The sequence below is a fragment of the Pseudomonas sp. Marseille-Q5299 genome (assembly GCF_943737035.1).
In the GTDB taxonomy this organism is placed as follows: domain Bacteria; phylum Pseudomonadota; class Gammaproteobacteria; order Pseudomonadales; family Pseudomonadaceae; genus Aquipseudomonas; species Aquipseudomonas putida_E.
Window position 1 is genome coordinate 17782 of record NZ_CALSFR010000012.1, and the last position, 15914, is coordinate 33695.

The window sequence follows — 15914 nt, forward strand, 5'->3', positions numbered from 1 at the left end:
GCCTACTGAACCACCCCGCAAGCGACCCGTGCACCGCCGCCACCGAGCTTCTCGGGGTGGTCACTGTGGTTGTCGCCCCCTGCATGCACCATCAGCGCGTGCCCTTTGAAGTCCGAAGCCTTCAGGCGTGGCGCCAGTACCGGGTAGGTGGCCTTGCCATCTGCGCCCACATACAGCGCCGGCAGGTCGCCGCGGTGGCCGCTATCGTCGTAAGGGCCCTTGTGTGCATTGGTCGAGTCCGGATCCCAGTGGCCGCCCGCTGCACCTGCAGGCACAGGTTTGCCATTTTCCTCGGCAGGTGCGCAAGAAGGCTTCTGGTGCAGGTGGAAGCCGTGCACACCCGGTGGCAAGTCTTTGAGGTCCGGGGTGAGCACGGCGCCGTACTTGCTCTGCTCGATGCTGACGGTGCCGATCACTTTGCCCGGGCCGTCCGCGGCGGCCAGCTTCAGTTCCACGGTCTGCGCTGCCTGGGCGAGGCCGGCCGAGGCCAGCAAGGCGCTGAATACCAGTGCTTTCATGATGTATCTCCATGGTTTGAGGTGAGCGGGTGTCATACCCACATAACAGGTGGGACTGCACAGGTTGGCAGGCATTCAATCCAGCCACAGAATGAAATACTTCCTACCAGAACCGGTCAGCGTATTCTGCAAAGCCCAAATAAGCGTTTTTACCAACCCGCCAGCCGCGCTAACCTGTGGCCGTTACCCGGCCACGGACCCCGCCCATGCTCCACCTCCTGCTGACCACGCTGGCTCCCATCATCCTGCTGATCGCCCTGGGCACATTTTTGCGCGTACGCGGTTTTCTGGCTGAAACCTTCTGGCCTGGTGCCGAGCGCCTGAGCTACTACGTGCTGCTGCCATCGCTGTTCCTTCATGGCCTGGCCACCGCCAACCTGGACGGGGTGCCGGTGCTGGGCATGGTCGGCGTGCTGATGCTCTCTACCTTGCTCGGCGCCGCGCTGCTGGTGCTGTATCAAGGTGCGGTGAACCACGATGGCGCAGACTTCACCTCGGTGTTCCAGGGTGGCGTGCGGTTCAACAACTATATTGGCGCCACCCTGGCCGCCGGGCTCTACGGCAGTGCGGGCATTGCCCTGGCGGCGGTGGCGAACGCCGCCATCGTGCCATTGGTGAACCTGCTTTGCGTGCTGGTGTTCGCCCGTTTCAGCGCACGCCACAGTTCCCCGGTCACCGTGCTGCGGGCGATCTTCGCCAACCCGTTGATCGTGGGGTGTGCTGGCGGGCTGCTGCTGCGCGTCACCGGGTTGGGGCTCCCTGCCGGCATCGAGCCGACAGTCAAGGCGCTGGGCCAGGCCGCCCTGCCCCTGGGCCTTTTGTGTGTCGGCGCAGCACTGGGCGGCGCCAGCGTCGGCCAACAGGTACGCCCGCTGCTGGCGGCTTCGACGTTCAAGTTCCTGGTCATGCCGCTGACCACCTGGGGCCTGTGCCGCCTGCTCGGCCTGAGCGGCCAGGCGGCGGTGGTGGCGGTGCTGTTCCAGGCATTGCCTACAGCATCGTCGTCCTATGTCATGGCGCGGCAAATGGGCGGCAACGCACCGTTGATGGCGACCATCATCGCCTTGCAGACCGTGGCCGCCGCGGTGACCCTACCCTTGATGTTAATGCTTTCGCTCAATTGAAAACGCTTGGCTAGACTGAGGATCAGCAAACACTTCGGAACCTGGACCATGCGCCTATCGTGGATGGTGATCGGCTTCACCTCGGCCCTGCTCGCAGGCCCATTGAATGCCGCCGACACTGCCAAGGCCACTGTTGCCGAGGAAAAGGCCGAGGTGCTTGAAGAGAAGGTGGCCGACGATGCGCCAGCACCGAAAAAAGCCGAAACCCTGACGCCCAGTGAAGTCAAGGCAGTCGACCCCGCAGGCCAGGCGCCGCTGGACGACAGCATCACCTGCCTGGCACGCACGATCTACTGGGAAGCCAAAGGTGCCGATGAAAAAGACATGAGCGCTGTGGCCAGCGTGGTGCTCAACCGCCTTGGCAAGGACGGTTTCCCCAACACCATCTGTGGTGTGGTCAAGCAAGGGGTTGAAAGCAAGTCCTGCCAGTTTTCCTGGTGGTGTGACGGGCGCTCCGACCAGGTCGAGGAGCCGCAGCGCTACGACATCGCCAAGGAGATCGCGCGCAAGGCGCTCAACCAGCAGCTCAAAGACACCACCGGCGGCGCGCTTTACTTCCATGACCGCACAGTGCGCCCCGACTGGGCCAAAGCCTACCGCAGGACCGCCCAGACAAGGCTCTTTCTGTTCTACAAACCCAACCCGGCGTTGGCGCGCTGAGCCGGGTGACTGTTGCGCAGCCCCTGACACCGGCGAACGTTTGCACACAGCGCGCAGTCAAACTCAAGCCCCGACAATGATGGGCAACGCATCGCACTTTTCAGGCAACCCGCGGTCTACCACCTCTTTTGTCGCCTGCAAGCCATTGCTGGTGTTTTGTTTTCATTGCTTTGCACGACACCGGGCCAAAAGCCTTGGGCTTGTGTAGGATGAGCAGCGCATACCAAGACGCTGCCAGTCACAGGGAGATCCACATGCGCGTCCTGTCATCCGTTGCCGCCTTGTCGTTAAGCCTGGCCGTTTCGACTTCGAGCCTGGCTGCCAACGGCGAAGAGGCGCAACTGATCGATTCGATCAATGCCTACCGCAGCCAGGCCCAACCCTGCGGCGATGGAGCATCGCTCGAGCTGCCGCCGCTCAACAGCGACACCCGCTTGGCGCTGTCGCCCGAAGGTACACGCGACCTCCAGCAGGCCATGACCCGCGCGGCCTACCCCATGGTCAACGTACAGGCGATCAGCCTGTCCGGCCCACGCGACGCCCGCGCCGCCATGCATGCGATCCAGGAAAGCTTCTGCCAGGTGGTGCTCGACCCGCAGTTCGTCGACATTGGCGTCAGCCAGGAAGGCCGCGACTGGCGCATCGTACTGGCGCGCCCATTGCTCAGCGGGCGCCTGGGCGACTGGCAGGCTGAGGGGCAAAATGTGCTGCAGGCGATCAACGCTGCGCGCAAGGCACCGCGACAATGCGGCGGCCAACCCTTCGCCGCAGCACCCGCGCTTGGCTGGAGCACCGCGCTGGCGGGGGTGGCGGCCAACCATACACGGGCCATGGCCAACCAGAATTTCTTCGACCACATCGACCACGACGGCCGCACCCCGGGTGACCGTGCCGAACTGGCCGGCTACCTGTACCAGCAGATTGGCGAGAACATCGCAGCCGGGCGTGACTCGGCACAAAAGGTGGTAGATGGCTGGTTGGCCAGCCCTGGGCATTGCGCAACCTTGATGAACCCAGACTTCCGCGAAATGGGGGCTGCCTATGCAGTGGACCCCAAGAGTGATGCGGGCATCTATTGGACAGGGTTGTTCGGCACGCCGCAGTGAGCCCCCTTGCGCAGCGCCTGCGCGGTGCAACCAAAGCGCTGTCGTACGCGCCTGCCCAGGTAACTGGCATCTGCAAACCCTACCTCCTCGGCAATCTGCGCCAGGCCATGGCTGGAGTTGCACAGCCGCCAGCGGGCCTGTTGCAGGCGCATTTCCAGCCACCAGGCCTTGGCGCTCATACCATGGCTGGCCTGGAACTGGCGGTCCAGTTGCCGTCGGCTGATAGCCAGCTCTGCCGCCAATCGCTCGATGGACAGGCGCGCCCCCATGTGGTGGCGCATCAACGCCAGCGCGCGCTGCACCTGGCGCCCCTGCCCTGCGCCGGCCTCCAGCGAGCGCAGGGCATGGCGGCTGTCACGGGACTCATCCACCAACATGTCGGCCAACCCCTTGAGCGCGCGAGCGCGGCCACAGGCATCTGACAGCAGCGCCACCGCCAGGTCGATGGCTGCCGTGCCACCAGCGCATGTAATTCGGGCCCTATCAATGCTGTAAAGCTGCTCGCGCAGTACCTTAAGGTGCGGGAACATTGCCCGGAACTCGGTTTCGTGACGCCAGTGCACAACCACCCTGTGCCCCTCCAGCAAACCACAGGCCGCCAGCAGGAAAACCGCGTTGTCGATGGCGACCAGTTTCACACCAGCTTTGGCCGCGCGCCTGAGCAGGCTTTTATAGCGAGGAGCCAACCCGGCAGTGGCCTGCGCGTTGCGGCTGCCGAACAGCACCAGGTAATCGAAACCCTCCAGCGCCAGCGAATCGGTAATCGCCTCCACCTGCACCACCGCGCCGCTGCTGGAAACCACAGGTTCCCCGGCCAGCCCGCCGAGTGTCCAGCTGCAGTAGCGCTGGCGGCTGTAGTCTTCGTCATCGGCGCTGAAACGCAGCTTGTCGAGAAATGCGCCGAAGGGCAGCAACGCGAAATCCGGCAAGGGCAGGATCAGCAGGCGAATATCGGGGGCCATGCAAGGATGTCCAAAAAGTACCTTCGAATGTCCAGATAATACCCTGCCCCAACCACGCCGTCGCTTAGACTGGACACCTGAACACTGATCGAAAAAGGCGCGTTATATGGCTCTGGATATCTGGCTCATTTACCTGCTGGCAAGCATCGGCCTGTCGCTGACCCCTGGGCCGAACAGCTTGCTGGCACTGACCCATGGCGCGCTGTATGGCGCTCACCGCACCTTGTTCACCATCGTTGGCGGCGTGTTCGGCTTCAGTGCGCTGATCGGCCTGGCCATGTTCGGCCTGACGGCCCTGCTGCAAACGTCAGCGGCATTGCTGACGGTATTGAAGTGGGTGGGCGGCGCCTACCTGGTGTGGTTGGGCATTGCGCTCTGGCGCAGCCCGCCCTTGCACCTTGAGATGAACACGCGCGCCGTGCAGTCGAGCAATGCCGGCCTGTTCCGCCAGGGCCTGCTGTCGGCCATGGCCAACCCCAAGGTGCTGCTGTTCTATGGCGCATTCCTGCCGCAGTTCATCGACCCGCAGCGCGGCTTGCTCATGCAGTTTGTGATCATGGCTGCCACCTTCGCCAGCGTGGAGTTCGTGGTCGAATACCTGCTGGCGCGGTTGGCGTTCCGTATCAGGCCTTGGCTGGCCAGAGGTGGCAAGGGTTTCAATCGGTGCTGTGGGGGGTTGTTCGCGTTGATCGGGGTGGCGCTACCGCTCGGCCGCTAGCGGGTCAATGGCCAGGTTCGCGCCGCGCAACCAGAAGGAATGCCGCCAACGCCAGGCCCGGTAACAAAGCCCCCAGTGCGGCCACGCCCTGCCATCCGTAGTCGGAAAACACCGCGCTGGCCGCGGCCGAACCCAGTGCACCACCGAGGAAAATGCTCGTCATGTACAGCGCGTTGAGCCGCCCACGGCTAGCCGGGTCCAGCGCATAGACCTCGCGCTGGCCGATGACCATGTTCATCTGCACCGCAAAATCCAGCAGTACCCCTGTCGTTGCCAGGCCGATGACGCTATACCCCGGTGCGGTCAACCCCAGCAGCAATGCCACAGGCGCCAACACCAAGGCAAGCAGTGACGCGGCGCGGGCATGGCCGGCGTCGGCCAGGCGTCCAGCCAGTGGCGCGGCGATGGCCCCGACTGCCCCAACCAGGGCAAACAACGCGATCTGGCTCTGCGAAAGGCCATGCTCTTGCGCCAGGACCAGCGGCACCGCCGTCCAGTAAAGGCTGAACGCCCCGAACATCAATGCTTGATACAACGAGCGCTGGCGCAACACCGGGTACTGTCGCAACAATGCAATCAACGAGACCATCAGTGCGGCGTAGCTGGCCTTGTGGTCGGGTACCCGACGCGGCAGGGTCAACACCAACAGCAAGATGATCGCCAACATCAGGCTCGCTGCACCGATGAACACCATGCGCCAGCCGAAATGGTCAGCCACAAGGCTCGACACCGGCCGCGCCAGCAGGATGCCCAACAACAGGCCGCCCATGATATTGCCGACCACACGCCCGCGCTGCTGCTCCGGCGCCAGGTGCGCTGCCAGCGGAATGAGCATCTGTACTGCGACCGAACTGAAACCGATCAACAGCGCGTACCCGAGGAATAACAGACCTTGGCCATGGCTGCTGGTACCCGCCAACACAAGGCTTGCGCAAGCGAGCACGGCAGTGAAGATCATCAGCCGACGGTTTTCAAGCAGATCGGCCAGCGGTACCAGTAGCAGCAGACCCAGCGCATAACCCAACTGGGTCAACGAAACGATCAGGCTGGCTCGCTCTGCAGACAGCCCAAGGTCCGGAGCAATCAACCCGACGATAGGTTGGGCGTAATAGATGTTGGCGACGATAGCGCCGCAACAGAACGCCAGCAGCGTAATCAGGGCACGACTCAGTACTGGAGCTGTAGCCTGCGCAGCAGCTAGAGAGGGATTCATGCGAGGTTCCTCGGCATTGGGTGGAATATGCCGGGCACATTAGCGGTACATGCCCGGCAAGAGAATCCGGCCTCGACGCAACGGGGCTTTGCATCCTGCGCAACGCAAGTTTCTCAAGGCTCCAGCAGCCCTTCGCAAAACCTTATGAATGCCTGCACGCGTCGCGAACCGCGATGGTTGGGGAGATACAAGGCATTGATGCTGGCGTTGGCGGTGCCCGGGCTGATCTGCCAGGTATCGAACAGACGTCGCAAGCGCCCGGCTGCGACATCCTCGCGGACCAGCCAGTCAGCCAGCAGCGCGATGCCGCTACCGGCCAGCGCAGCTTCGCGCAGCAGATCAGCGTTGGCGCTGCGCAGTGGGCCCCTGACATCCAGCTCCAGCACTTCATCGCCCAGCCGCAAGCGCCAAGGGCGCACCATCGGCCCATAGCTAAAGCGCAGGCAGGCGTGATCAAGCAGCTGACCGGGGTGCTGCAAGGGCTCGCAACCGGCCAGATAGTCAGGACTTGCCACCAGCCAGCGCTCGAAGCGGCCCAGTTGCCGGCACACCAGTTCCTCGCTGGGCGCAGGGTCGCCAAGCCGGATCGACAAGTCGTAACGACCGCCAAGCAGGTCATCGACCCGGTCACTCATGTCGATGTCCAGCTCCAGAGCACGATGGCGCGCCAGAAACTGCCCAAGGTGTGGCGCAATCACCCGACGGCCGAACTCAACCGGCAGGCATAAGCGCAGCACACCTACCGGCTCCTCGCCACGGTCGGCGACACTGGCATCGGCTTTATCAAGCGCTTCGAAAATTTCACGTGCACGGGCGTAGTAACGGGCACCTGCTTCTGTAAGGGTGACCTGGCGCGTGGAGCGGTTAAGCAAGGTGGCCCCAAGCGCCGATTCCAGAGCATCGACCAGGCGCGTCACCGACGAGGTGGCCACGCCGAGCTTGCGCGCTGCGGCGGAAAAGCCCTGAGCGTCGACGGTGGCAGCGAACATCCTCATTGCCAGAAGCTTGTCCATATGAGTCCTTTGGCATTTGGTCTCAGAAAAGTCTTACATTCGAGATAGGTGGTCAAGAAGCGCGCGTTATTTCGATCCAGTCCATAGTGAAATACCTCCCATACAGCGAGATCTGCCATGACACCTGCCAACGTGCTGATCCACCTCCCACCCTGTGATCCTGGCGCACCGGAACGGGTCGATGACCTCCTCAAACGCCCGGGCCTGCGTATCGAGCGCATTGTTTCCAGCGGCCAGTGCAGCCCTCCCGGGTTCTGGTACGACCAGCCCGAAGGCGAATGGATCGTGCTGCTGAGCGGCAGTGCCGGCCTGCGCCTCGAGCATGAAGCCTACACACGGCTGCTGGCCCCGGGTGATTGCCTGGACATCCCGGCCCATTGCCGCCATCGCGTGGAATGGACCGCACAAGGCACCCATACCGTGTGGCTCGCCGTGTTCTATAGCAGTGAAAAACCCTGGCCTGCCTGCTGAGCGGGTTAGAATGGCCACACCCATCCCTCGACATCACGACCATGATCCAGTCCGATCTCGACCTGTTCGGCCCCCAGCCACAACGACTGGCCAGCCACACCGTGCTGTTGCCCGGCTTTGCCCTTGCGCAAGTCGAGCAGCTGCTCGACGCCCTGCGCCCTGTGCTTCGCGCAGCCCCCTTCCGGCACATGCGTACGCCCGGCGGTCTGCACATGGCGGTGGCCTTGACCAACTGCGGTTCGCTGGGTTGGGTCAGCGACGCCAAAGGCTACCGATACAGCCCGACCGACCCCGTCAGCGGCGAGCCTTGGCCAGCCCTGCCTGAAGCTCTGCTTGAGCTGGCCGGGCGCGCTGCGGCCGCGGCAGGCTTCGACGCGTTCGTACCTGATGCCTGCCTGGTCAACCACTATCTGCCCGGTACCCGCCTGAGCCTACACCAGGATCGCGACGAAGCTGACTTCGGCCAGCCGATCGTGTCGGTATCTCTAGGGTTGCCGGCGGTGTTCCTGCTGGGTGGTTTCCAGCGCTCGGACAAGACCCGGCGAATAGCGTTGAGCCATGGCGATGTGCTGGTCTGGGGAGGTGAGGACCGGTTGCGCTTTCATGGGGTATTGCCGATCAAGCCGGGCGTGCATCCGCGGATGGGCGAGCGGCGGATCAACCTGACTTTGCGCAAGGCCGGGTAATGCAATCAAATAGCCACCCGACATTTCTGCCAGTAGACGCGCGCCCGCCTGCTCCCGGTTAATTGATCTGACGCCGCCACTACCAGAGCGGTCCCGTTCAAGGGAGCGAACCCATGCGCTTGATGATAACAATCTTGCTACTGCTGACCCTCTTAGGGGCAAGCCGTGTGATGGCACTGGATGCCAATGAAGAGGCCCACGTCAATGCACCTCCCTCCAAGTACCTGGTCTACTCCGTCACTTGGCAACCCACTTTCTGCCTCATGAAGCCCTCGACGCCAGGCTGTGAGGAGGCACCGGAACGCTTTCTCACCCACGGTATCTGGCCCTACAGCGAAAGCATTGGCAACCTGACCAATCGTCACCCCCAGTACTGCACCAATTCCCCTGACTGCACCAACGGCGAAGCCTGTGCAATGAGGGCCGATGAGATGAGTGCAGTGCTTGCCAACAAAGCCCTGCGGGCCATCGTTACCAGCGAACCCGAGAAGCTGTTCGCGCATGAATGGCAAAAACACGGCACTTGCTCGGGCAAGCGTATGCAGGAGTACTTTCAGGACTTCGTCGACTTGAACAAGGTGGTCAGTTTTGACAATGACGCGTTCGAGGCGATGGTAGGGCACGCTACCGAGTTCTCGAAGATTCGCGAGGTCTTCCCTGACAACACGGCGTTCAGATGTTACCGGGATAAGCAGGGTAAGCAGTACCTGCATGAGGTGTTCTACCTGGTCGACGAAAAAGGGAACCCCTATACGGAAGAAACCAACCTGCAGATCGGCGTTCAGTGTGAAACGCAGAAAACATGGATCCCGGAGCGTCCCAAGGCTACATCCTGAAGGCAGGCTTTACATGGGCAAGGATGGCACCCCGAGGTACGGCGCGCGCTCGGACGCCGCTGTACCTGTGAGGGGCGGTCTCGTCTCCATTGTCATTGCGCCTGAGACTGGCTCAGGTACTTGTCCACCGCAGCCTTGCCATCCCCTGCATCCCCCGCCACCTGCCACAACCGCCGCTCGATCCCTTGTGCCAGCAAATGCCCTACCGCCGACTCGATAGCCGACAGCACGCATAACTGTGCTGGTTCGTTGGTGGTGTAGCCCACTTCTGCCTCGAGCAGTTTCTTGAACTCGATGAATTTGAACACCCCGGCGCTACGCCCCACCGAGTAGATGGTCTTGCTGGTCATCACATTGGCCAATACCTGCCCGGTGCGTACGTCCACCGCACGCAGGTTGACTGTGACCTGGTCCACCCGGTACTCGCGGGAGATGTCAATGCCCAGGTAGCGTGCCCCTTCCCCGCCGCTACGCACATTGGTGTCGTAGGCGATGATGCCGCCTTCGAGCATCAGGTTGGCCGCTTGCAGCGGCGGCAGCTCGGTCTGGATGTTCTCCGGTACATCGGCCTTTTTCTGCGACGCACGGATGATCTTGCGTTCGGTCAGCAGGTTCTGCAGGCCTTCACGCTCCAGCACCACGAACCAGCCGCTGGCATTGAGAGCGTCCATCAGCATGCTCGCCGCCCCTTGGGTAACACTGGTGGAGAACGAGCTGGCCGGGGTCGGCTTGTATTGCCCGGTCTGGTCGCGGAAGCCATACACCACCGCCATCAACCTGCCCTTGGGCCGTGGCATGTTGATCAGGTCGTAGTAAGTCGAAGCGCGCGGGGTCAGGGTCGGGGTTTCCGAGTCCTGTTCGGCCGACATCGGTTCGCGCAGGCCGCAACCTTGGAGGCTTTGCAGGGCGGCGAGGATCAGCAAAGTGCTCAGCAGACGTTTCATGGTGTTCTCTCCCCAGATAACAACCCGTCCCTCTCAGGGGTTCAGGCCGCTGACCTCAATGATCGAAATTTCTCCTGTGACGCGGTCGGTGACCTTGATGCTCAAAGCACCGGAGTCATCGATCACATCGATCAGGAAGGCATCGGTGGCCATGCTGCCGGTCTGGCCATTGCTGATGTTGTCCAGCAACTGCGACAACATCCGCGACTCCAGCTGGTTGCTGAAGCGCTCCAGGGCCGAGGTACCGCCAAAGGCGGAGGTGCGGTCCTTGAGGTCGGGGTCGTCATAGTCGTTTTGCGCTTGGGCGTTGTTCAGCAACCAGGTGCCGTTGAGCGGGTTGCCACCGAACGCCGGATTGACCGGGGTGTACACCAATTCCGTGGCCTGGGCGGTAACGGCGCAGGCCACAAGACAGGCGGCGATGCAGTGGGGAATACGCGTGTTCATAGCTCGTCCCTCTCCAGATCAGTGGTGTCCTGGAGCAGGCGCTGCAGCTTGCGCTGAATGACCTCCTGCTTGACCAGGTCGGCGGCCGCGATGGCCTCTTCTTTCAATTGGGTGACATTGGGCGGCAGGAAGCGGCGGTACAGCACATCGCGCTCGAATTCCACCGTGATCAGGCTGCCCCAGCGGGCATCCGGGCGTTCGCGCACCACCAGGTTGAAATCCAGGCGGCTGGTGGCGCGCAGGCGGTCGGCAAAGTAGGCGTAAAAGTCGTGGCCGATGTGCGAGATGGTGTTGTCGACGATAAAGCCCTTCATCTCATCTTCGGCGTCGGCCCGTGCCACATCGGATACCCCGGCGGCCAGCAACAGGCCAAGGCTCAGGCAAAACACGTTCAGGCGTTTCATGGCGCATCCCCCGGGCTACTGTGGGTCTGTGCGCCACTGGCGCTTTCGCTGAAGGCCTGCTCGGCGACGAACTGCCAATCGCTGTAGTGCTCGAGGCCTTCGAAGCCGGACCACTGAGTGTCGAAACCACTGCGTTTGAACGGGGTGGCGTCGGAGCGGCTGTGCACCCCGGTGATGCGCCCGTCGATCGAACGCAACAGCCCCCATTCATCACTGCCGGTGACCGGGTCCGGGTACAACCGGCGGATGTGCCGTTTCGGCTCTGGAAAGCGGTTGTCCTCCAGCAGGTCGGCCAGCGCCTGAGGGTACTGCGCCAGGCCTGGCGAAGCGCGGTAATAGCTGCGCAGTGCCTGGGCATACTGGCCACCCACCCACAGCAACTGACGCTCCTTTTCGCGCTGCGCCGCGCTGGACCACAGCGTGCCGCTGGACGCCAGGGCCACGCTGCTGGCTGCGATCAGCAGCAATACACCCAGGTAGGTGAAGCCGTTGCAGGCCTTACCATTGTGCGAAGTGGCTGCCATCACGTGCCCTCCCTGTTGCACCGCTCTTGATGTCGGCCACGCCACCGGCTACCCCTTCAGGCGGTGGCAGCAGTTGCCAGGCATCACTGCGTTCGGTTATGGGGTCGACCGGTGTGTTGCGCAGGTAGCGCTGCTCGACAAGTTGCTCCAGCGAATCCGGGTAGCGACCGGTGTCGCCGTAGTAATGGTCCAGCGCCTCACGCAGCACCGCCAGGCTCTGGCGCAGGGCAGCCTCGCGGGAGCTTTCCAGGCTGTTGAAGTAACGTGGCATGGCAATGGTCATCAGCGTGGCGATGATCGCCATCACCACCAGCAGTTCGATCAAGGTGAAACCTCGGCTGCGTTTCATGGCTGTCACCATTGCCCGTAAGGGATGTTGTTGAGGCCTTTGCCGCGGGCCTTGGAATACACGTCGTAAACGTCTTGGCCGTCACGTGGGTTGTCCGGCCCGCTGTCATAGGCGCGCAAGCCCCAGCCACCACCGTCATCGTCTTTTGCCGCCACTAGCGGGTCGTGCGGGATGCGCCGCAGGAAGTAGAACTTGCTGCCCTTGGCGCTGCGTACATCGCGCACCCCGTCGACCAGTACCTGCAGGTTTGGTGGGTAACCACTGGCATCCAGGCCTTTTTCGATGAAACCTGCGTCGAAGGCCCGTTTGTAGGCATCGATGGCATCGCGGATCTGGTACAGCGCCTGACGCAATTGCTGCTCCTTGGTGCGGCGCACCACGGTTTCGGTCAGCGGTGCAGCCATGCTGGCGAGCAGCCCGAGCAATGCCAGGGTCAGCACCACCTCGATCAGGCTGAAGCCTTGCACGCGGCGTTTCATGGCCGTGGGCCCTTGCTGGCAGGCACCACCGCCATCTGGCTGTCGACAACCGGTGCATCGCCAGGCGCCTGGCCCGGCTCATCGGCCGGCAGCGCGCCGGCTGGCAAAGGCAGGGCCAGTTGGCGCACCTGCATGCTCGATTCGGTACCGGTGGCGAACTCCATGTCCGAGGGGCTCTGGTAAGGCAGGTTGCGTACGATCCGCGGGGTGATCGCCAGTACCAGTTCGGACTTGCTCATGTCATCGCGGTTGCTGCCGAACAGCCGGCCCAGGCCAGGGATGTCGCCCAGGCCCGGGATCTTGTTGCCGCTGGAGGTCTTGTCGTTGCGCACCAGCCCCGCCAGCACCTGGGTTTCGCCGTCGTGCAGGCGCAGGCTGGTCTGGGCGTTGCGGGTGTCGACCTGGACCGGGATGGTGCCCTGGCGGGTCGGCTCCAGCGGGGTGGCGTTGCTGACCTCGAGCGCCACCTTGATCGCCACCTCGTTGTTCAGGTGCACGGTAGGCTGCACTTCAAGCTTCAGACCGACATCCAGGTAGGTGACGCTTTCGGTGATCACCGGCCCTTGGGTGGAAGGTACCGAGGTGGCGCTGATGATCGGCACACGCTGGCCGATGTGGATGCGCGCCTGCTCGCGGTTGCTGACGCGGATCACCGGGCTGGCCAACGTGTTGATGTCCTTGTCCTGGGCGTTGATCTTGGCCTGGGGCGCCGGCGAGATGCTGATACGCCCGGAGTTGATGCCGCGCAACTGGTCCAGCACGCTGACCGGGTTGCCCTCATCGCTCAGCACCCCGAAGGTATTGGGCCATTGCAGGCCAAGGTCGAGGATGCGCGAGCGGGCCACCTCCATCACCTCCACTTCCAGCACCACTTCAGGGTTGGACTGGTCCTGCGACTGCAGCAGCTTCTCGGCCATGCGCACGGCGTCGGGGGTGTCGCGCATGGTCAGGGTATTGAGGCGCTCATCAACGAATACATCGCGGGTCTTGAGCATGGTCTTGACCATGTTCAGTGCGGTGTTGGCATCGATGCTGGTCAGGTAGAACGTGCGCATGACCAGTTCCTGGTAGTCCTTGGTCTTCTGCGGCGAGTCGGGGTAGACCAGCAAGGTGTTGTCGTTGACGATCTTCTGGCGCAGCTGGTTCTGTTCCAGCAACAGGGCTATGGCATCCTCGATGCGCACCTCGCGCACGAAGATGGTGGCCTTCATGTCCGGGCGCAGGTCCTTGTCGAAAATGAAGTTGATGCCGGCCACCTGGGACAGCACTTCGAAAATGACCTTGAGCTCGGCATCGCGAAACTCCAGGGTCACCGGGCGTTCCAGCTTGCTGCGCAGTTGCGGGAAGGGCTGCGCCGTGCGGGCCTGGACGTTCTCGATATCGCTGCGCAGCATGATGCCCTTCTGGTTTTGCGGGTCCAGGCGCAGCACCTCACGCATGTAACGCTCGGCACCGAACAGGTCGCCCTGGCGCAGCGCAGCCTGGCCCAGCGCAACACGGTCATCGAGGGTGCGCATCAGTTCCAGCTGGCGGATGCCCTCATGCGCGCGGCGGTTGTTCGGTTCCAGGGTGAGCACGCGGCCATAACCAAGGCGCGCGCCGGCGAAGTCGTGGCGGATGCGGTCGCTGTCGGCCTGGCCAAGCAGCGCCTCGACCGCGTGCTGGCGGCCTTGGGCCAGGGCAATGTTCAGGTCGGTGTCACGCGGGTCGTCGCGCAGCGCCTCTTCCAGGCGAGCGATACCGGCCTCGTACTGGCCTTCTTTCATCAGCGCCTGGCTGTCCTTGCGCACCGCGCTCGAACCGCAGCCGGCAATGGCCACGCAGAGCGCCAGCAGCATGAACGGAGCAGGCTTGCACAACTTCGATGGCTTCATGGTGCGCTCCCGACAGACAGAGTCTGTGACTGGTGCAAAGGCAGGTAGACCAGGCCCAGCTCATTGGCCGAAACCCGATCGAGGCGGTAGGTGTCGTCAATCACGTCGCCCTGGCGCACGACGTAGAGTTTTTCGCCGCTGCGCAGGAAGACCTGCAGGTCATCGCGATCGCCCAGGCGGCCGACGAACTGGAAAGGCAGCGCCGGGGCTGCGGGGGCAGCGGCTACCACCGAGGTGGCGACCACAGGTTGTTCGGTGACCGTGGCCAGGGCCTTGGGTTTGGTCCATTGCTGGCGGGGGAACAGGTCGCGCGTGGCCTGTTCTGGCTTCATCACCGGTACGCCGGCACTCTCTGAAACCGCTTGTGTGGGCGCCGGCTTGCCGGCGATCAGGGCCTCCTCGCTGTCCTCGCCGAACCAGTGCCCAGGCGCCCAGGCCAACGCCCCGGCAAGCCCCAGAAACCCCACCCACACCACTGCACGCTGAGTGTTCATCACGACCTCGACAGGTAAAGGGTCATGCGCAGGCGGCCATTGAGTTCACTGTCGCCAATGCGCTTGCGCTGCAGCTCCAGGTCTTCCAGCACCAGGGTCGGCAACTGGCCCAGCAGGCCGCGCACAAAGCCGCGGATCTGCGGATAGCTGCCGCGTACCGGCAGGACGATCTGGTAACGCGCCAGCTGGGTCTTGGGGTCGACACCCAGGGCGTACTCACCACGGGCCAGGCTGATTCGTTGGGCGCTGGCCAGGTGGTACAGGCGCTCGATCAGCTCGCTGGCTTCAGGTTGCCCTGGCAGTTGCTGGCGCAGGCTGTCCAGCGCTTGCTGTTCAGGCTTGACGGCGACTTTAAGTTCGCCGCGCCTGACCCGCTCGACCTGGGCGCTGGCATCGGCCTCGCTGGCGCGCAGCTCGCGCAGGGCCTGCCACTGCGGCAGCACCCCGGCCAGCGCTACAGCGACTGCCAGGACGGCCATTGCGGCGCCGGCCAGGCCGACCGGGCCGATACGGCGCAACTGCTCCTGAAGGATCAGGCTGTTTATCGAGTCAGGGGCGCGCATGGCCGGTCTCCCAGGTGGCGGTAAGGGTGAAGCGCACCGGGTGCTCGGGTTGGCCCGCCACTACCTCGTGGTTGAGCAGCGATACATCGCTGAGCTCGGTGCTCTGTTCCAGGCGGTGGTGGTACTGCAGCATCGCTTCCAGGTTGCGGGCCTCGGCGGCAATACGCACCTGGCCCTTGCGGGCATCCGGGGTCAGGCTGAGCAGGGCCACGTCTTCCTGGGGTTGCGCTTCAAGCATGGCGAACAGTTGCTGCCAGGGCCGTTGCAGTTGCTGTGAAACGCTGCGCATCTGCGCCAGGCGTTCGGCCTGCTCGCGGCTGGCGGCGCTGTTCTGCGGGGCGACCGTGGCCGGGCGGCGGCCCAGTTGCAGCTCCAGGCTGTGCAGCCGGGCCTCAAGGTGAACCTGCTCGGCTTGCAGGTGCTGTTGCAGCAGTACCAGCACGGCCACCACCGCGCCGCCCAGGGCCAGCAGCGACCAGGCCAGCGGGCTGCTGCGCCGGGGCTGGAATTCCAGGTCGAGGCGGCGCAT

Annotated in this window: 21 protein-coding genes; 7 read left to right on the plus strand and 14 right to left on the minus strand. The window is 63.5% G+C overall.

The window, feature by feature from the left end; all coding sequences use genetic code 11:
* Positions 1-2 precede the first annotated feature (2 nt).
* Positions 3-518: a superoxide dismutase family protein gene (gene sodC / locus NGJ21_RS23925; protein WP_046787647.1), complete on the minus strand. Its 516-nt coding sequence runs from the start codon at positions 516-518 to the stop codon at positions 3-5.
* Between the two features lie 206 nt (positions 519-724).
* On the opposite strand from sodC, the gene NGJ21_RS23930 reads away from it, so the two are divergent.
* The 3 genes from NGJ21_RS23930 (at position 725) to NGJ21_RS23940 (ending at position 3408) form a co-directional block, all read left to right on the plus strand.
* Positions 725-1642 (plus strand): AEC family transporter, encoded by a 918-nt coding sequence (locus tag NGJ21_RS23930; RefSeq protein ID WP_046787648.1) that lies wholly within the window; start codon positions 725-727, stop codon positions 1640-1642.
* Between the two features lie 48 nt (positions 1643-1690).
* A complete protein-coding gene (locus NGJ21_RS23935) occupies positions 1691-2302 on the plus strand; it encodes a cell wall hydrolase (protein ID WP_046787649.1) in 612 nt (203 codons plus the stop codon).
* A gap of 254 nt (positions 2303-2556) precedes the next feature.
* On the plus strand, positions 2557-3408 hold the full coding sequence (locus NGJ21_RS23940) for a CAP domain-containing protein (RefSeq protein ID WP_251962798.1): 852 nt from the start codon (positions 2557-2559) through the stop codon (positions 3406-3408).
* Here the strand turns inward: NGJ21_RS23940 and NGJ21_RS23945 are convergent.
* Entirely contained in the window at positions 3375-4370 is a 996-nt protein-coding gene (locus tag NGJ21_RS23945) for a GlxA family transcriptional regulator (protein ID WP_251962799.1), read from the minus strand. The two genes, NGJ21_RS23940 and NGJ21_RS23945, sit on opposite strands and share 34 nt — an antisense overlap.
* Positions 4371-4476: 106 nt before the next feature.
* Between NGJ21_RS23945 and NGJ21_RS23950 the strand changes: the two genes are divergently transcribed.
* On the plus strand, positions 4477-5088 hold the full coding sequence (locus tag NGJ21_RS23950; RefSeq protein WP_251962800.1) for a LysE family translocator: 612 nt from the start codon (positions 4477-4479) through the stop codon (positions 5086-5088).
* Between the two features lie 4 nt (positions 5089-5092).
* On the opposite strand, the gene NGJ21_RS23955 is transcribed toward NGJ21_RS23950, so the two are convergent.
* Both NGJ21_RS23955 and NGJ21_RS23960 read right to left on the minus strand, forming a co-directional pair.
* Positions 5093-6301, minus strand: a complete 1209-nt coding sequence (locus NGJ21_RS23955) for an MFS transporter (protein WP_251962801.1) — start codon at positions 6299-6301, stop codon at positions 5093-5095.
* 113 nt (positions 6302-6414) lie between these two features.
* Positions 6415-7314 carry a LysR family transcriptional regulator gene (locus NGJ21_RS23960; protein WP_012314338.1) on the minus strand — a complete coding sequence of 300 codons (900 nt, stop codon included), beginning with the start codon at positions 7312-7314 and terminating at the stop codon, positions 6415-6417.
* A gap of 117 nt (positions 7315-7431) precedes the next feature.
* Here NGJ21_RS23960 and NGJ21_RS23965 point away from each other — a divergent pair, with 117 nt between their 5' ends.
* The 3 genes from NGJ21_RS23965 (at position 7432) to NGJ21_RS23975 (ending at position 9307) form a co-directional block, all read left to right on the plus strand.
* On the plus strand, positions 7432-7785 hold the full coding sequence (locus NGJ21_RS23965; protein ID WP_012314337.1) for a cupin domain-containing protein: 354 nt from the start codon (positions 7432-7434) through the stop codon (positions 7783-7785).
* A 41-nt stretch (positions 7786-7826) separates the two neighbouring features.
* On the plus strand, positions 7827-8471 hold the full coding sequence (gene alkB / locus NGJ21_RS23970) for a DNA oxidative demethylase AlkB (protein WP_012314336.1): 645 nt from the start codon (positions 7827-7829) through the stop codon (positions 8469-8471).
* A 113-nt stretch (positions 8472-8584) separates the two neighbouring features.
* Positions 8585-9307, plus strand: a complete 723-nt coding sequence (locus tag NGJ21_RS23975; RefSeq protein WP_251962802.1) for a ribonuclease T2 family protein — start codon at positions 8585-8587, stop codon at positions 9305-9307.
* Between the two features lie 92 nt (positions 9308-9399).
* Here NGJ21_RS23975 and NGJ21_RS23980 read toward each other — a convergent pair whose 3' ends face one another.
* Genes NGJ21_RS23980 through NGJ21_RS24025 form a run of 10 tightly spaced genes read right to left on the minus strand, consistent with a single transcriptional unit; the run spans position 9400 to position 15914 of the window.
* Positions 9400-10251, minus strand: coding sequence for a CsgG/HfaB family protein (locus tag NGJ21_RS23980; protein ID WP_012314334.1), 852 nt, complete (start codon positions 10249-10251; stop codon positions 9400-9402).
* 33 nt (positions 10252-10284) lie between these two features.
* The gene (locus NGJ21_RS23985; RefSeq protein ID WP_012314333.1) at positions 10285-10698 is read right to left on the minus strand and encodes a curli assembly protein CsgF; all 414 of its coding nucleotides are present in this window, start codon (positions 10696-10698) and stop codon (positions 10285-10287) included.
* Positions 10695-11102, minus strand: coding sequence for a curli production assembly/transport protein CsgE (csgE, locus tag NGJ21_RS23990; protein ID WP_251962803.1), 408 nt, complete (start codon positions 11100-11102; stop codon positions 10695-10697). Before csgE ends, NGJ21_RS23985 begins: the two co-directional genes overlap by 4 nt.
* Positions 11099-11626, minus strand: a complete 528-nt coding sequence (locus tag NGJ21_RS23995) for a type II secretion system protein (protein WP_012314331.1) — start codon at positions 11624-11626, stop codon at positions 11099-11101. Before NGJ21_RS23995 ends, csgE begins: the two co-directional genes overlap by 4 nt.
* Positions 11601-11975, minus strand: a complete 375-nt coding sequence (locus NGJ21_RS24000; protein WP_012314330.1) for a type II secretion system protein — start codon at positions 11973-11975, stop codon at positions 11601-11603. Before NGJ21_RS24000 ends, NGJ21_RS23995 begins: the two co-directional genes overlap by 26 nt.
* A 5-nt stretch (positions 11976-11980) precedes the next feature.
* A complete protein-coding gene (locus tag NGJ21_RS24005; protein ID WP_012314329.1) occupies positions 11981-12454 on the minus strand; it encodes a type II secretion system protein in 474 nt (157 codons plus the stop codon).
* Positions 12451-14328: a secretin GspD/PilQ domain-containing protein gene (locus NGJ21_RS24010; RefSeq protein ID WP_115274983.1), complete on the minus strand. Its 1878-nt coding sequence runs from the start codon at positions 14326-14328 to the stop codon at positions 12451-12453. The genes NGJ21_RS24005 and NGJ21_RS24010 overlap by 4 nt, the downstream gene beginning before the upstream one ends.
* Positions 14325-14822: a hypothetical protein gene (locus NGJ21_RS24015; RefSeq protein ID WP_125923070.1), complete on the minus strand. Its 498-nt coding sequence runs from the start codon at positions 14820-14822 to the stop codon at positions 14325-14327. The genes NGJ21_RS24010 and NGJ21_RS24015 overlap by 4 nt, the downstream gene beginning before the upstream one ends.
* Positions 14822-15385, minus strand: a complete 564-nt coding sequence (locus NGJ21_RS24020) for a GspMb/PilO family protein (protein ID WP_046787662.1) — start codon at positions 15383-15385, stop codon at positions 14822-14824. Before NGJ21_RS24020 ends, NGJ21_RS24015 begins: the two co-directional genes overlap by 1 nt.
* On the minus strand, positions 15372-15914 hold the full coding sequence (locus NGJ21_RS24025) for a PilN domain-containing protein (RefSeq protein ID WP_012314325.1): 543 nt from the start codon (positions 15912-15914) through the stop codon (positions 15372-15374). Before NGJ21_RS24025 ends, NGJ21_RS24020 begins: the two co-directional genes overlap by 14 nt.

What these genes read in the sequence shown, in the direction of transcription:
- sodC (WP_046787647.1), bottom strand. Translation starts at nt 518, where the DNA reads ATGAAAGCACTGGTATTCAGCGCCTTGCTGGCCTCGGCCGGCCTCGCC.
- NGJ21_RS23930 (WP_046787648.1), top strand. Translation starts at nt 725, where the DNA reads ATGCTCCACCTCCTGCTGACCACGCTGGCTCCCATCATCCTGCTGATC.
- NGJ21_RS23935 (WP_046787649.1), top strand. Translation starts at nt 1,691, where the DNA reads ATGCGCCTATCGTGGATGGTGATCGGCTTCACCTCGGCCCTGCTCGCA.
- NGJ21_RS23940 (WP_251962798.1), top strand. Translation starts at nt 2,557, where the DNA reads ATGCGCGTCCTGTCATCCGTTGCCGCCTTGTCGTTAAGCCTGGCCGTT.
- NGJ21_RS23945 (WP_251962799.1), bottom strand. Translation starts at nt 4,370, where the DNA reads ATGGCCCCCGATATTCGCCTGCTGATCCTGCCCTTGCCGGATTTCGCG.
- NGJ21_RS23950 (WP_251962800.1), top strand. Translation starts at nt 4,477, where the DNA reads ATGGCTCTGGATATCTGGCTCATTTACCTGCTGGCAAGCATCGGCCTG.
- NGJ21_RS23955 (WP_251962801.1), bottom strand. Translation starts at nt 6,301, where the DNA reads ATGAATCCCTCTCTAGCTGCTGCGCAGGCTACAGCTCCAGTACTGAGT.
- NGJ21_RS23960 (WP_012314338.1), bottom strand. Translation starts at nt 7,314, where the DNA reads ATGGACAAGCTTCTGGCAATGAGGATGTTCGCTGCCACCGTCGACGCT.
- NGJ21_RS23965 (WP_012314337.1), top strand. Translation starts at nt 7,432, where the DNA reads ATGACACCTGCCAACGTGCTGATCCACCTCCCACCCTGTGATCCTGGC.
- alkB (WP_012314336.1), top strand. Translation starts at nt 7,827, where the DNA reads ATGATCCAGTCCGATCTCGACCTGTTCGGCCCCCAGCCACAACGACTG.
- NGJ21_RS23975 (WP_251962802.1), top strand. Translation starts at nt 8,585, where the DNA reads ATGCGCTTGATGATAACAATCTTGCTACTGCTGACCCTCTTAGGGGCA.
- NGJ21_RS23980 (WP_012314334.1), bottom strand. Translation starts at nt 10,251, where the DNA reads ATGAAACGTCTGCTGAGCACTTTGCTGATCCTCGCCGCCCTGCAAAGC.
- NGJ21_RS23985 (WP_012314333.1), bottom strand. Translation starts at nt 10,698, where the DNA reads ATGAACACGCGTATTCCCCACTGCATCGCCGCCTGTCTTGTGGCCTGC.
- csgE (WP_251962803.1), bottom strand. Translation starts at nt 11,102, where the DNA reads ATGAAACGCCTGAACGTGTTTTGCCTGAGCCTTGGCCTGTTGCTGGCC.
- NGJ21_RS23995 (WP_012314331.1), bottom strand. Translation starts at nt 11,626, where the DNA reads ATGGCAGCCACTTCGCACAATGGTAAGGCCTGCAACGGCTTCACCTAC.
- NGJ21_RS24000 (WP_012314330.1), bottom strand. Translation starts at nt 11,975, where the DNA reads ATGAAACGCAGCCGAGGTTTCACCTTGATCGAACTGCTGGTGGTGATG.
- NGJ21_RS24005 (WP_012314329.1), bottom strand. Translation starts at nt 12,454, where the DNA reads ATGAAACGCCGCGTGCAAGGCTTCAGCCTGATCGAGGTGGTGCTGACC.
- NGJ21_RS24010 (WP_115274983.1), bottom strand. Translation starts at nt 14,328, where the DNA reads ATGAAGCCATCGAAGTTGTGCAAGCCTGCTCCGTTCATGCTGCTGGCG.
- NGJ21_RS24015 (WP_125923070.1), bottom strand. Translation starts at nt 14,822, where the DNA reads ATGAACACTCAGCGTGCAGTGGTGTGGGTGGGGTTTCTGGGGCTTGCC.
- NGJ21_RS24020 (WP_046787662.1), bottom strand. Translation starts at nt 15,385, where the DNA reads ATGCGCGCCCCTGACTCGATAAACAGCCTGATCCTTCAGGAGCAGTTG.
- NGJ21_RS24025 (WP_012314325.1), bottom strand. Translation starts at nt 15,914, where the DNA reads ATGCGCCGCCTCGACCTGGAATTCCAGCCCCGGCGCAGCAGCCCGCTG.